We start from the raw sequence: 12,769 nt of genomic DNA on the forward strand, positions 1-12,769 counted from the left end.
CCCGCCAATCATCCCAGCTTGACCGCCGCATCCCGCAACGCCGTGCGCAACCCTTCCTCGACTACCGGATGATAGAAAGGCATCCGCAGCATTTCATCGACCGTGAGCTTCATCTGCAAAGCCCACGCGAGCAAATGCGCGATATGTTCCGCATCCGGTCCGATCCATTCCGCGCCGACAAAACGGCGGCTCGCGCGATCGACATACACATGCATCAGCCCGCGATTTCTGAGCATCACGCGGCTGCGCCCCTGATCTTCGAAGCTCACTTCGCCCGTCACGAACGCGCCTTGCGTCAGGTCGGCGTGACGCGCTCCGACCATCGCGATGCCAGGGTCCGTAAACGCAATCGCAATCGGCGCGCGACGCTCGACCGGCGCGACATGCGGATAGCGCGCGGCGTTCGTACCCGCCGCACGACCTTCGTCGGCGGCTTCGTGAAGCAAGGGCAGCACGCCATTCGCATCGCCCGCGATGAATACCGGATGCGCGCCAGCCTGCAAGGTCAGCGGGTCATAGACAGGCGAACCATCGTCATCGAGTGCGAGTGACGTGTTTTGCAAGGCAAGCCCGCCGATATTGGGCTTGCGTCCCGCGGCCACGAGCACGTAATCGAACGTGTCTTCGATCAGTTCTCCCGCGCCGGATACATAGCGCAAGCGCACTTCATCGCCTTCGCGCGCGGCCGCTTCGACCTGCGCACGCGGTTCGAAATGAAACGCCTCGCTGAACACGCGTTCGGCATATCCGCGCACATCCGGATCGCTCAAAGGTCCGACGCGCCCACGCGCACCCAGCAACGATACGCGCACGCCCAGCCGCGCCAGCGCCTGACCGAGTTCCAGCCCGATAACGCCCGCGCCGATCACCGCGACGCGCTTCGGCAGGTCATCCCATGCGAACACGTCGTCGTTGATGACGGCGCGATCGCCGAGCGCGCGATACATCGCCGGCATGACCGGGCTCGATCCCGTCGCGATCACTACGCTTTTCGCGTGCACCTTCGTGTGCTCGCCCACCAGCAACAGGTTGTCGTCGATGAAACGCGCGTAGCCGGTGAGCTTGTCCGCTTCGGGCATTGCATCGACACCCGCGACGACGAAGCTCACGAAGCGATCGCGCTCACGCTTCACACGGGCCATCACCTCGCGCCCGTCGATGCGCACGGCGCCGTCGATATGCACACCGAATGCATCGGCGTGGGTTGCGTGGTGCGCGGCATCGGCGGCCGCGATGAGCAGCTTCGAAGGCATACAGCCTACGCGCGCACACGTCGTTCCGTGCGAGCCGCCTTCGATGAGAATTGCCGAAGCGCCCGCCGCCTTCGCCGCGCGATACGCGGAAAGCCCCGCGCTGCCTGCACCGATGATGGCGACATCCGTATGGATCGTGTTCATGATGTAGTCCCGAATGGTTGTTGCATTTGTCGCAATCATGACGCGCGGCACGCGAAACGCGAATACTCGTTCGGATCGATTTCCTGCTCAATCGTCTCAAACGATTCGCGCCGAAGTCATGTATTCATCTAGACGTCTCATGCGCGTCACCGTGTCGTCATCTTCGCTTCCTAGAATCTCCCGAACGTTTCAGCGCGCCCTTTGAGCGCGCCCATCGAGGGAAGCTATGGACGCAATTCGCATCGAGCGTCTCACCAAGACGTTCAGGAATGGCCGCAAGGCGCTCGACTCCGTCGATCTGCGCGTGGAGGAGGGCGAAATGGTCGCGCTCATCGGCGCTTCGGGATCCGGCAAGTCGACGCTGCTGCGGCATATCGCGGGCTTTACGGCATCCGACCCCGCGCCGTCGCACGTCACGCTGCTCGGCCGGCCGATCCAGCAGAACGGCAAGATCGTGCGCGAGGTGCGGTCGATTCGCCGCGACGTCGCCTTCGTGTTTCAGCAATTCAATCTCGTCGGACGCCTTTCCGTACTGACCAATGTGCTGATCGGCGCGTTGTCGCGCGTGTCGTTGTGGCGGCGTCTCGCGGGCCGTTTTCCGCGCGGCGAGCGTTCGCTTGCGATGGAATCGCTCAGCGCGATGGGCATCGGCGAGCACGCGTTCGAGCGCGCGAGCAATCTGTCCGGCGGCCAGCAGCAACGCGCGGCACTGGCCCGTGCGCTCGTGCAGCGCGCGCGCATCGTGCTCGCCGATGAACCGATCGCATCGCTTGATCCCGAGTCGGCGCGCCGCGTCATGGAACTGATGCAGACGCTCAACCGCGAGCACAGCCTGACGGTCGTCGTATCGCTGCATCAGATCGATGTCGCGATGAAATATTGCCCGCGCACGATCGCCCTGCGCGATGGCCGCGTCGTGTTCGACGGCGCGAGCGAGCGTCTCACGCCCGTCGTGCTGCGCGAGCTGTACGGCGCGTCGGCGGACGAACTGCTCGCGCAGCACAGCGCGTCGAGCGCGGACACGCGAGCTTCGCGGGCATTCGCATCGGCCGCGAGCGTCTGAGTTTCCAACCCAACATCAACCCTGGATCGCATCATGAAAACAGCCCGTTTCTTCCTGGCCGGCGCCGCGTTCGCGTCCTGCTTTCTGACGCAGACCGTTCATGCCGAAACGATCAACTTCGGCATCATCTCGTCGGATTCGTCCGCCGCGCTCAAAGGGCGCTGGCAGCCCCTCATCGACGATCTGAACAAGCAGACCGGCCTCGACGTGAAGGCGTATTTCGCGACCGACTACGCGGGCATCATCGAGGCGATGCGCTTCAACAAGGTGCAGATGGGCCACTTCGGCAATGCGTCGGCGATCGAAGCCGTCGATCGTTCGAATGGCGAAGTCTTCGCGAAAGTGAAGTACAAGAACGGCGAGGCGGGTTACTACTCGCTGCTCATCACGAACGTGAACAGCAAGTGGAAGTCGCTCGATCAGGTGCTGAAGAACTCGAAGGACATCAATCTCGGCTTCGGCGATCCGAACTCGACATCGGGGACGCTCGTGCCTTCGTACTATCTGTTCGCGAAGAACGGCATCAATCCGAAGAGCGCGTTCAAGAGCGTGCTGCCGTCGAGCCATGCGGCGAACATGCTGGCGGTCGCGAACGACAAGATCGATGTCGCGACCAATAGCACCGACATGCTCGACACCATCAGGACGCAACATCCGGCGCTGTATCCGAAGATCCGCGTGCTGTGGCAGTCGCCGCTGATTCCGTCCGACCCGCTCGTGTGGCGCCGCGATCTGCCGCAAGAAACGAAGGACAAGCTGAGCAACTTCTTCTACCACTACGCTGAAAAGGACCCGCGCGAGCAGGCGGTGATGGCGGCGATCTCGGGTTATTCGGGCTTCGCGGAGTCGTCGGACGCGCAGCTCGTGCCCATTCGTCGGATGGCGCTCTTCCAGAAGAAGGAGCAGGTGCAGAACGATGCGCTTCTCGACGCCGCCGACAAGCAGGCGAAGATCGCGGCGCTCGATCAGAAGATCGCCGCGCTCGACAGCACGGCGGCGAAGTAAATGAAGCCGCTCGACGTAGCCACGTTCGAGGCCGGCATCGTCCGTCCATTGCAGGCGAGCGCGCCCAAGCGCAGTTGGACGTCGATGCTCGGGTGGATCGTCGTGATCGCCGTGCTCGGATTGTCATGGAAGAGCGCCGACATGCGTCCGCTCGATCTGCTCGGCGCATCGGGCAACATGAGCCAGTTCGCGCGCGATTTCTTTCCGCCCGACTTCAGCGAATGGCGCACGTATGTGCATGAAATGAGTGTGACGCTTGCGGTCGCGGTGTGGGGCACGGCGCTCGCGCTGGTTTGCGCGGTGCCGTGCGGCTTGCTCTCGGCGCAGAACATCGCGCCGGTGTGGATCTCGCAGCCGGTGCGACGTCTGATGGACGCGTGCCGCGCGATCAACGAGATGGTCTTCGCGATGTTGTTCATCGTCGCGGTCGGGCTCGGGCCGTTCGCCGGCGTGCTCGCGCTGTGGGTGCATACGACCGGCGTGCTTGCCAAGCTATTCGCCGAAGCGGTCGAAGCTGTCGATTCGAGGCCGGCGGAAGGCGTGCGCGCAACGGGCGCGAGCAGTCTCGATGAAATCGTCTACGGCGTGCTCCCGCAAGTATTGCCGTTGTGGATCTCGTTCGCGCTGTATCGCTTCGAGTCGAACGTGCGTTCGGCGATGGTCGTCGGCATGGTCGGCGCGGGCGGGATCGGCGTGGTGCTGTATGAAGCGATCCGCTCGTTCAACTATGCGCAGACGGCGGCGGTGATATTGATCGTTATCCTAATTGTCTCGCTGATCGATCTCATCTCCGGCTGGGTGCGCGAGCGCGTGATCTGAACCGCTCATGAGCTTTCGATGCAAGCGCCGAGATCAGGCGCTCGCGTCGTTCCAACGGTTTCCCTTGCATACCTAACGGCAGCGCGTAGCGCAGTGCCGGAGCTCTTTGGCGCTGAACCAGCCTAAAACATCTAGCGTGTCAGACCGTGCGCGAGCCAAGCCCGGTAAGTCCTTCGAGGGCGACACTTAGGCGAGGTCCACGGGCGGCTGGCAAGCATGGCCAACGTGCGTGTGACCTCGGGCCTAAGCGAGCTGCTTTCTTTGCCTACTTTCTTTGCAGCAGCAAAGAAAGTAGGTGCCGCCCCGCACAGGGGCAACGCTAATAAACCAACACGAATACGGGATCCGGCGAAAACCCCTGAAGCGTGCGCGGCAAACCGAGCCAAGCAAAACTCTCCAATCCCAGCACGAATTTAGATCCCGCCCGTGTACGCGAGCACATCAAGAAATTGCGTCCCGGCATCGGCGAGCATACCGGAGTTATCGATCTTCACCACACGCGCATGCGATGGCAATTCAAACGCGGGGCGCCGTGCAAGACGCGCTTCGATCTGCCGCGCATCCTCGCGTCCGCGCCGCGCGAGCCGCGCGGCCAGAACCGAAGGCGTTGCATCGATATGCACGAAACGCGCGTCGGGATAACGCTCGAGCGCGAGTCCCGCATGCTGCCGCGAACCGTTCACCACGACGGGCATGCCGCGCGCGAGCCACGCATCCAGTTCGATGCCGATGCCATAGCGCAGCCCGAGACTGGTCCAATGCATCGCGAAGAGGCCGTATGAAAGCCTCGAAGTGAATTCGTCATGCGTAAGCGCGATATGGTTCTCGCCGTCCGCGACCGTGCGCGTGATGTAGCGGTGCGCGAACATCACGCGCGCGCCGATACGTTCGCGCGCGAAACCGAGCAGCGAGTCCTTGCCCGCGCCCGATGGTCCCATCACGTAGATCAACTTCGTGCTATCGACTTCGGTCATGCCACGTCCTGTGCGTTGTTGAACGGCAGGCGCTGCCATAACGTGAAGGGCGCGCCCGGCTCCGGTTCGATGAAAAGCGCCGCGCCATGCATCGGCAAGGGGCCGAGCATGTCGATGCGCCGCATCCATTCCGACACGATCGACGCGCGCGTGTTCGCATCGTCGAGTGAATCGGAGAGCGTCATGTGAAAGCGATACTCGTCGAACACATACGGATAGCCCCACGTGCGCAGAAGCTCGATTTGCCGCGCGCTCATGCCTTCCGCAATGCGCCGTTCAATGCTTTCACGCGAAGGTATTGCGCGCAGCGCGGAGAGGGCCTGCAGCGCACTGGCGGCGAGTGTGCGAAGCGTCGCCTCGTCGCTGGCCTCGGCGGGCCGCAGCGCGACGAACCGGCCCAGTTCGGCGGCCTTCACAGGCATCTCGAAGCGCTGCACGGAACTTGCCCATGCGAGTGCACAAGCGAGCACGTCCGCGAGTTCGATGCCGGGCGCCATGTGAAAGGGCGCGACGAGCGTCGCGTGCCAGCCGTATCGGCGCGGCGCGTGCGTCACGTCATAAGCGGCGGTTGCAATCTCGCGTCCGTTTTCGGGATCGCGCCCGAGCCATTCGCATCCCTCGCGCCACCACGCGGAGGACGCGGGCGGCGCGTAATAGAGCGCCACGCGCGGATGTCCGGCGACGCTCATCGATCGTGCTCGACCATCAACTGCACGCGATCCGCCGCGAAATGCGTGATGCCGTACTTGATCGGTACACCGTCCTCGTCGACGTCGACGTTTTCGACCCACAGCACCGGCTGCTGACGATTGATCTGCAAGCGACGCGCCACGTCCGACGAAGGCAGCACGCTGCCGATGCGGCTCCATTTGCGCGTGTAATCCTTCACGCCGAACTGCTCCAGCGCGGCGCTCACGCCGCCCGCCGCTTCGATGGTCGCGGGCAGGTCGTTGAAGCGCGTGGCCGGATACCAGCTGCGCGCATAGGTCATCGGGATGCCGTCGGAATCCTGGCGCGTCTCGATCTGATAGACGAGCGTGCCCGCTCGCACGCCGAGCGCTTTCGCGACGGCCGGATCCGCCTTCACGCGCTCCGAGCTCAGCACGACGCCTACCGACGTGAGCTTCTGGCGGCGCAGGTTCTCCGTGAAACGCGTGCGGCGCCCGATCTGATAGTCGATCGCGCCCGGCTGCACGAACGTGCCGCGCCCCTGCTCGACGCTGACGAGGCCCGTCGCGGCGAGCCGCAACATCGCGCGGCGCACCGTATGACGGTTCACGTCGAAGCGTTTGGCGAGCTCGGCCTCGCTCGGCAGACGCCCTTCGTCGCCGAAGCTCTTCGCGGCGATCTCGGCGGCGAGGATCTGCTCGATCTGCCGCCAGACCGCGACCCCCGCGCCGCGCTCGACCGCATGAAGAGGCGCGGCATTTTCGTTCGATGTCATTGCGCTGTCATTCCTGTCGGTTTGAATATCGATCTATCGAATTGTAGTGCCCAATTCGTGATGGAAATGTGAAAACCACACCACATGACCAAACGTCTAGACGACTAGATAAGATGACGAGTAGCATATGACAGTCAGATCCTTTCGAACATAGGGAAAGCGATGGGTAATTCAATGGAGTCGCGGGACGCTCGGGGTCGCCGCGAATGGATGGCGGTGCTGGCGCGCACGCCGCGCGATGCGCTGAAACAGGCGCTCGACGCCGCGCTCGAAGGGGCGAAGGCGCCTGAGTACGAGTGGCTGCGCGCGCCGGATATCGGGCTTGCGATGGTGCGCGGGCGCATCGGCGGCACGGGCGATGCGTTCAATCTCGGCGAAACGACCGTCACGCGAGCGACATTGCGACTGCGTACCGGTGACGGCAGCGCGCCGGTCGGCGTCGCCGTGCACATGGGCCGCGACAAGGAGCGCGCGACGCTCGCCGCGCTCGCCGACGCGCTCCTGCAAATGCCCCGCTATGCGGACACGTTGCAGACGCACCTGATCGAACCGCTGGCCGCGCGCATCGCCGATGAACGGCGTCGCAAAGAGGCCGAAGCGGCCGCGACCAGGGTCGAATTTTTCACGATGGTGAGAGGCGAATGATGAGAATCGACATGACCCGGCTCGTGCCGGGCTTCAACGACACGATCCACGACGCACAGCGCGTGTTCCGCGCGTTGCTGGATGCGTTGTCGCGTCCGGGCAGCATCGTCGCGATCGACGCCGCGCTGCCGGACAATCACGCGATGCGCGATGCGCTCGCCGGGCGCGTGCCGCTCGCCGCGTTCGCGTCCCTGCTCGCGCTGACGGATTATTCGACGCCGGTTTTCATCGAACACGAAGACGACGTGCTGGGCGATGCGCTGCGCTTCCACGCGAGCGCGTCACTGACACGCGATCGCCGCGAGGCCGCGTTCGCCTATATCGACGATGCGCGCGACATGCCTTCGCTCGACGCGTTCTCGCACGGCGATCCCGAAGCGCCCGAGGATGCCGCGACGCTCTTCATCCGCGTGCCCTCGCTGACAGAAGGCGAGCCGCTCGTGTGGCGCGGTCCGGGTATAGCACAGTCGCGCACGGTCGGCATAGCGGGCCTGTCGCGCGAGTTCTGGCGCGAGCGCGCGGCGCTCACCACGCTCTTTCCTTGCGGCATCGATTGCTACTTCGTCGCGGGCGGCTCGCTCGTCGGCCTGCCGCGTACGACGCACGTGGAGGTGAACTGATGTACGTCGCGGTCAAGGGTGGCGAACGCGCCATCGAACGTTCATGGGACGTGCTCGCGAAGCAGCGTCGCGGCGATCTCGCCGTGCCCGAGCTTTCCGTCGCGCAGATTCGCGAGCAGATGCGTCTTGCCGTCGCGCGCGTGATGACCGAAGGCTCGGTCTACGACGAAGACCTCGCCGCGCTCGCGATCAAGCAGGCCGCGGGCGATCTCGTCGAAGCGATCTTTCTGCTGCGCGCGTATCGCACGACATTGCCGCGCGTAGGCTACACGCTGCCGATCGATACGGAAGCGATGTGCGTCGAGCGTCGCATCTCGGCAGCGTTCAAGGATATCCCCGGCGGCCAGATGCTGGGCGGCACTTACGACTACACGCAGCGTCTGCTCGATTTCAGCCTGCTCGCCGAAGGCCAACAAGCTGGCGATGCACCTATCGCTGGTAAGGCAACCGAAGAAAGCGCGATGCCGCGCGTGCTCTCCATGCTCGACAGGGAAGGCCTGATCGAGCAGGAGCGCGCGCACGAGAACGCGCCGCCGCCGGGCGATCTGTCGCGCGAGCCGCTGTCGTTTCCCGCCAATCGTTCGACGCGCCTGCAAAACCTCGCGCGCGGCGACGAAGGATTTCTGCTTGCAATCGGCTATGCGACTCAGCGCGGCTACGCGCACAGTCATCCGTTCGCGGGCGAGATTCGTCACGGTGAAGTGGCGGTGGAAATGGTCGTCGATGAACTCGACTTCGCGGTCGAGATCGGCGAGATCGATGTCACCGAGTGTCAGATGATCAACCAGTTCGCGGGCAGCGGCGACGTGCCGCCGACCTTCACGCAAGGCTACGGCCTCGCCTTCGGTCATTCGGAGCGCAAGGCGATGGCCATGGCCCTCGTGGATCGCGCATTGCGCGCGGAAGAACTGGGCGAAACGATTGGTGCGCCCACGCAGGATCCCGAGTTCGTGCTGTATCACAGCGATAACGTGGAAGCGTCCGGTTTCGTGCAGCACCTTAAATTACCGCATTACGTCGATTTTCAGTCCGAGCTGGAACTGCTTCGCCGCCTGCGCGCGGCGCATCGCCCGTATGACAACAAGGAGAATGCGGCATGAACGCACTCACCGAAGGCTATAACTTCGCGTATCTCGACGAGCAGACCAAACGCATGATTCGCCGCGCGCTGCTCAAGGCGGTGGCGGTGCCGGGCTATCAGGTGCCGTTCGCGTCGCGCGAAATGCCGCTTCCGTATGGATGGGGCACGGGCGGCTTGCAGGTGACCTCCGCGATCATCGGCGAGCGCGATACGCTGAAGGTCATCGATCAGGGCTCCGACGAGACGACCAACGCGGTGAACATTCGCCGCTTCTTTGCGCGCACGGCCGGCGTGGCGACCACCACGCGCACGGCGGACGCGACCATCGTGCAGACCCGTCACCGCATTCCGGAGACGCCGCTGACGGACAAGCAGATCCTCGTCTATCAGGTGCCGATGCCCGAGCCGCTGTACCGGCTCGAACCGCGCGTGACGGAGTGCAGGAAGCTCCATGCGCTCGCGGACTACGGCCTCATCAACGTGAAATATTATGAGGATATCGTGCAGCACGGCAGCATCGCGAAAACCTACGACTATCCGGTGCTGGTGAACGACCGCTATCTGACATCGCCCTCGCCGATCCCGAAGTTCGACAATCCGAAGATGCACATGAACGCCGCATTGCAGCTTTTCGGCGCGGGCCGCGAACGGCGCATCTATGCGATTCCGCCTTATACGAAAGTGAGAAGTCTCGATTTCGAGGATCATCCCTTCAGCGTGCAGAAGTGGGAACATGCGTGCGCGCTGTGCGGTTCGCGCGAAAGCTTTCTCGACGAAATGATCGTCGACGATCAGGGCACGCGCATGTTCGTCTGCTCCGACAGCGACTACTGTCACAGCCGTCGCGACGATGAAGAGGTGACGCAATGAACGCACTGCTGAAAGCGACGCGACTCACGAAGCGTTATGACGGACGCGGCGGTTGTGTCGATGTCGATTGCGATGTCTATCCGGGCGAAGTGCTGTGCATCGTCGGCGAATCGGGCTCCGGCAAATCGACCTTGCTGAATGCGCTCGCGTTGCGCAGCGAGATCGACAGCGGTGCGCTCACGTACACCACGCGCGAAGGCGAGGCGCTCGATCTCCTGACGCTCACCGAAGCACGCAAGCGTCTTCTCTCGCGCACCGAGTGGGGCTTCGTGCACCAGAACGCACGCGATGGCCTGCGCCGCAACGTATCGGCGGGCGCGAACATCGGCGAGCCGCTGATGGCGATCGGCGCGCGCCACTATGGACGCCTGCGCGAAACGGCCACCGACTGGATGAGCCGCGTCGAACTGGATGCGGCGCGCATCGACGAATTGCCTTCGGCGTTTTCGGGCGGCATGCAACAGCGCCTGCAGATCGCGCGTAATCTGGTGACGGGCCCGCGCCTCGTGTTCATGGACGAGCCGACCGCCGGCCTCGATGTATCCGTGCAGGCGCGCCTGCTCGATCTGCTGCGCACGTTGACGAGCAAGCTGCATCTGGCCGCCGTGATCGTCACGCACGATATCGGTGTCGCGCGTCTGCTCGCGCATCGGCTGATGGTGATGAAAGACGGGCGCGTCGTCGAGAGTGGTCTCACGGACCAGGTGCTCGACGATCCGCAACATCCCTACACACAGACGCTCGTCGCGTCCGTGCTGCCCGTTTGAGGTGCGAGACATGACCATGAATGCCTTTGTCACGAACGACAAACTGATGCTCCAGGCGCGCGGCATCGAAAAGACCTTCACGCTGCATCAGCAGGGCGGCGTGCGTATCGCCGCGCTGTCGGGCGTCTCGCTCGATGTCGAACGCGGCGAATGTGTCGTGCTCGCGGGCGCATCCGGCGCGGGCAAGAGCACGTTCCTGCGCTGCATGTACGGCAACTATCTCGCGACGCGCGGCACCATCGCGATTCGTGACGATAGCCGCGCAGCCCGCCATATCGTGCTGACCGAAGCCGCGCCGCACGAGATCATCCGCTTGCGCAATACGACGATGGGCTACGTGAGCCAGTTCCTGCGCGCGATCCCGCGCGTTTCGTCGCTCGATCTCGTCGCGGAGCCGCTCGTGTCGCGCGGCGTGGACGAAGACGAAGCCCACGCTCGCGCAAGCGCATTGCTCGAACGCCTCAACGTGCCGCGACGTCTGTGGGCGCTCGCGCCCGCGACCTTCTCGGGCGGCGAGCAGCAGCGCGTGAATATCGCGCGCGGGCTGATCGCGGCGCATCCGCTTCTATTGCTCGATGAACCCACCGCGTCGCTCGATGCCGAGAACCGCGACGTGGTCGCCGATCTGATCGTCGAGGCGCGCGAGCAAGGCGCGGCGATCGTCGGCATCTTTCATGACGAGGACACGCGCGAGCGCGTCGCGACCCGCATTGTGCGGCTCGCGAGCGTCAATGGCGCATCCGTTCAAACCGATTCCGGAGTGTTGCAGACATGCTGATCAAGAATGCGCGCATCGTGACGCGCGACGAGGAGTTCATGGGCACCGTGCGTGTCGCGGACGGACACATCGCGGAGATCGCGCCGGGCAATACGGCGGCGCGCGAAGCCGTGGACTGGGAAGGCGATTATCTGCTGCCGGGTTTCGTCGAGCTGCACACGGACAACATCGAAAAGCATCTCACGCCGCGTCCGGGCGTGCTGTGGAACCACGAAGCGGCGATCATCATCCATGACGCGCAGGTGGCGTGCGCCGGGATCACGACCGTGTTCGATGCGCTCGGCGTCGGTTCGCGTCCGGAAGAGGGCGTGCGCGGCCGGGAGCTTCAGGTGCAATGCGCGAAGTCGATCGGCAAGTTCGTCGAGCGCGATCTCCTGCGCGCCGAACACTTCCTGCATCTGCGCTGCGAAGTGGGCACGACGGATGTCGTCGAAGTGTTCGATTCGCTGTCGTCTCATCCGCTTTTCAGGCTCGCGTCGGTGATGGATCACACGCCGGGGCAGCGGCAATGGCGGGACCACGAGAAGTGGCGCAAGTATCAGGAGCGTCACGGCAAGTGGAGCGACGAGCACACGAACAATATTCTCGCCGAGCTGGCCGAACAGCAGGCACGTTATGCGGCGAAGCATCGCGCGGATATCGTCGAGCGTTGCAAGGGCTTGAACATCTCGCTCGCGAGTCACGACGACACGCTCGTCGAGCACGTCGAGGAAGCGGCGCGCGACGGCATCGCGCTCGCCGAATTTCCGACGACATTCGACGCGGCCCGCGCCGCGCGCGAGCACGGCATCGCGACGATCATGGGCGCGCCGAACGTCGTGCGCGGGGGTTCGCATTCGGGCAATGTGTCGGCGCTCGATCTGGCGCGCGAAGGGCTGCTCGACATTCTGTCGTCGGATTACGTGCCGTCGAGTCTGCTGATCGCCGTGTTCGATCTCGTGAGCAAGGCGGGCTGGTCGCTGCCGCGCGCGGTCGCGACGGTGTCGTGGACGCCGGCGCATGCGGCCGGTCTGACCGATCGCGGCGCCATCGCGACGGGCCTGCGCGCGGACCTCGTGCGCGTCGCGTCGGTGGACGGCGTGCAGGTGCCGCGCGAGACTTATCGCGCCGGACGCCGCGTGGCCTGACGCGCGGCGCTTCATTTCCTTCCCGACAGCCACACGTCAGCGCTTCGTCATACGCGGGTAAGCCCGCGTTGACGAAGCGCAAGCTTGTTCAGTATTGTCACACGCGAGTTCGCTATGTGAATCGGTGTTCGTCTAACGAACTTTTTGCACCGATTCCGCGCGATTGACCGGTGGCCGCG

At 64.1% G+C, this 12,769-nt stretch carries 14 protein-coding genes; 10 read left to right on the forward strand and 4 right to left on the reverse strand.

What is annotated here, in order from left to right:
- Window positions 1-8: 8 nt before the first annotated feature.
- Complete coding sequence (locus ACEN42_RS16040; protein ID WP_371881803.1) at window positions 9-1,397, reverse strand: dihydrolipoyl dehydrogenase; 1,389 nt, start codon at window positions 1,395-1,397, stop codon at window positions 9-11.
- 226 nt (window positions 1,398-1,623) lie between these two features.
- Between ACEN42_RS16040 and phnC the strand changes: the two genes are divergently transcribed.
- The 3 genes from phnC to phnE all read left to right on the forward strand — a co-directional run bounded on the left by phnC (window position 1,624) and on the right by phnE (window position 4,284).
- A complete protein-coding gene (phnC, locus tag ACEN42_RS16045; RefSeq protein ID WP_371881804.1) occupies window positions 1,624-2,460 on the forward strand; it encodes a phosphonate ABC transporter ATP-binding protein in 837 nt (278 codons plus the stop codon).
- 33 nt (window positions 2,461-2,493) lie between these two features.
- On the forward strand, window positions 2,494-3,465 hold the full coding sequence (phnD, locus tag ACEN42_RS16050) for a phosphonate ABC transporter substrate-binding protein (protein ID WP_371881805.1): 972 nt from the start codon (window positions 2,494-2,496) through the stop codon (window positions 3,463-3,465).
- 84 nt (window positions 3,466-3,549) lie between these two features.
- The gene (gene phnE / locus ACEN42_RS16055; protein ID WP_238217339.1) at window positions 3,550-4,284 is read left to right on the forward strand and encodes a phosphonate ABC transporter, permease protein PhnE; all 735 of its coding nucleotides are present in this window, start codon (window positions 3,550-3,552) and stop codon (window positions 4,282-4,284) included.
- 413 nt (window positions 4,285-4,697) lie between these two features.
- Here the strand turns inward: phnE and phnN are convergent, their stop codons facing one another.
- From phnN to phnF, 3 genes are read right to left on the reverse strand one after another with little or no spacing between them, the layout of a single operon-like run.
- Entirely contained in the window at window positions 4,698-5,258 is a 561-nt protein-coding gene (gene phnN / locus ACEN42_RS16060; RefSeq protein ID WP_238294074.1) for a phosphonate metabolism protein/1,5-bisphosphokinase (PRPP-forming) PhnN, read from the reverse strand.
- On the reverse strand, window positions 5,255-5,947 hold the full coding sequence (locus tag ACEN42_RS16065; protein ID WP_371881806.1) for a DUF1045 domain-containing protein: 693 nt from the start codon (window positions 5,945-5,947) through the stop codon (window positions 5,255-5,257). Before ACEN42_RS16065 ends, phnN begins: the two co-directional genes overlap by 4 nt.
- Window positions 5,944-6,702 (reverse strand): phosphonate metabolism transcriptional regulator PhnF, encoded by a 759-nt coding sequence (gene phnF / locus ACEN42_RS16070; RefSeq protein WP_187605283.1) that lies wholly within the window; start codon window positions 6,700-6,702, stop codon window positions 5,944-5,946. Before phnF ends, ACEN42_RS16065 begins: the two co-directional genes overlap by 4 nt.
- A 162-nt stretch (window positions 6,703-6,864) precedes the next feature.
- Between phnF and phnG the strand changes: the two genes are divergently transcribed.
- The 7 genes from phnG to ACEN42_RS16105 are packed head-to-tail and all read left to right on the forward strand — an operon-like array spanning window position 6,865 to window position 12,590.
- A complete protein-coding gene (gene phnG / locus ACEN42_RS16075; RefSeq protein WP_371881807.1) occupies window positions 6,865-7,347 on the forward strand; it encodes a phosphonate C-P lyase system protein PhnG in 483 nt (160 codons plus the stop codon).
- A complete protein-coding gene (phnH, locus tag ACEN42_RS16080; RefSeq protein ID WP_371881808.1) occupies window positions 7,344-7,967 on the forward strand; it encodes a phosphonate C-P lyase system protein PhnH in 624 nt (207 codons plus the stop codon). Before phnG ends, phnH begins: the two co-directional genes overlap by 4 nt.
- Entirely contained in the window at window positions 7,967-9,067 is a 1,101-nt protein-coding gene (locus ACEN42_RS16085; RefSeq protein WP_371881809.1) for a carbon-phosphorus lyase complex subunit PhnI, read from the forward strand. Before phnH ends, ACEN42_RS16085 begins: the two co-directional genes overlap by 1 nt.
- Complete coding sequence (locus ACEN42_RS16090; protein WP_238218168.1) at window positions 9,064-9,918, forward strand: alpha-D-ribose 1-methylphosphonate 5-phosphate C-P-lyase PhnJ; 855 nt, start codon at window positions 9,064-9,066, stop codon at window positions 9,916-9,918. The genes ACEN42_RS16085 and ACEN42_RS16090 overlap by 4 nt, the downstream gene beginning before the upstream one ends.
- The gene (gene phnK / locus ACEN42_RS16095; RefSeq protein WP_187605278.1) at window positions 9,915-10,685 is read left to right on the forward strand and encodes a phosphonate C-P lyase system protein PhnK; all 771 of its coding nucleotides are present in this window, start codon (window positions 9,915-9,917) and stop codon (window positions 10,683-10,685) included. Before ACEN42_RS16090 ends, phnK begins: the two co-directional genes overlap by 4 nt.
- 10 nt (window positions 10,686-10,695) lie before the next feature.
- Window positions 10,696-11,463, forward strand: coding sequence for a phosphonate C-P lyase system protein PhnL (gene phnL, locus ACEN42_RS16100; RefSeq protein WP_371881810.1), 768 nt, complete (start codon window positions 10,696-10,698; stop codon window positions 11,461-11,463).
- On the forward strand, window positions 11,457-12,590 hold the full coding sequence (locus ACEN42_RS16105; RefSeq protein ID WP_238294086.1) for an alpha-D-ribose 1-methylphosphonate 5-triphosphate diphosphatase: 1,134 nt from the start codon (window positions 11,457-11,459) through the stop codon (window positions 12,588-12,590). The genes phnL and ACEN42_RS16105 overlap by 7 nt, the downstream gene beginning before the upstream one ends.
- The last annotated feature ends 179 nt before the right edge of the window (window positions 12,591-12,769 follow it).

It is taken from the genome of Caballeronia sp. S22 (assembly GCF_964261745.1).
In the GTDB taxonomy this organism is placed as follows: Bacteria; Pseudomonadota; Gammaproteobacteria; order Burkholderiales; family Burkholderiaceae; genus Caballeronia; species Caballeronia jiangsuensis.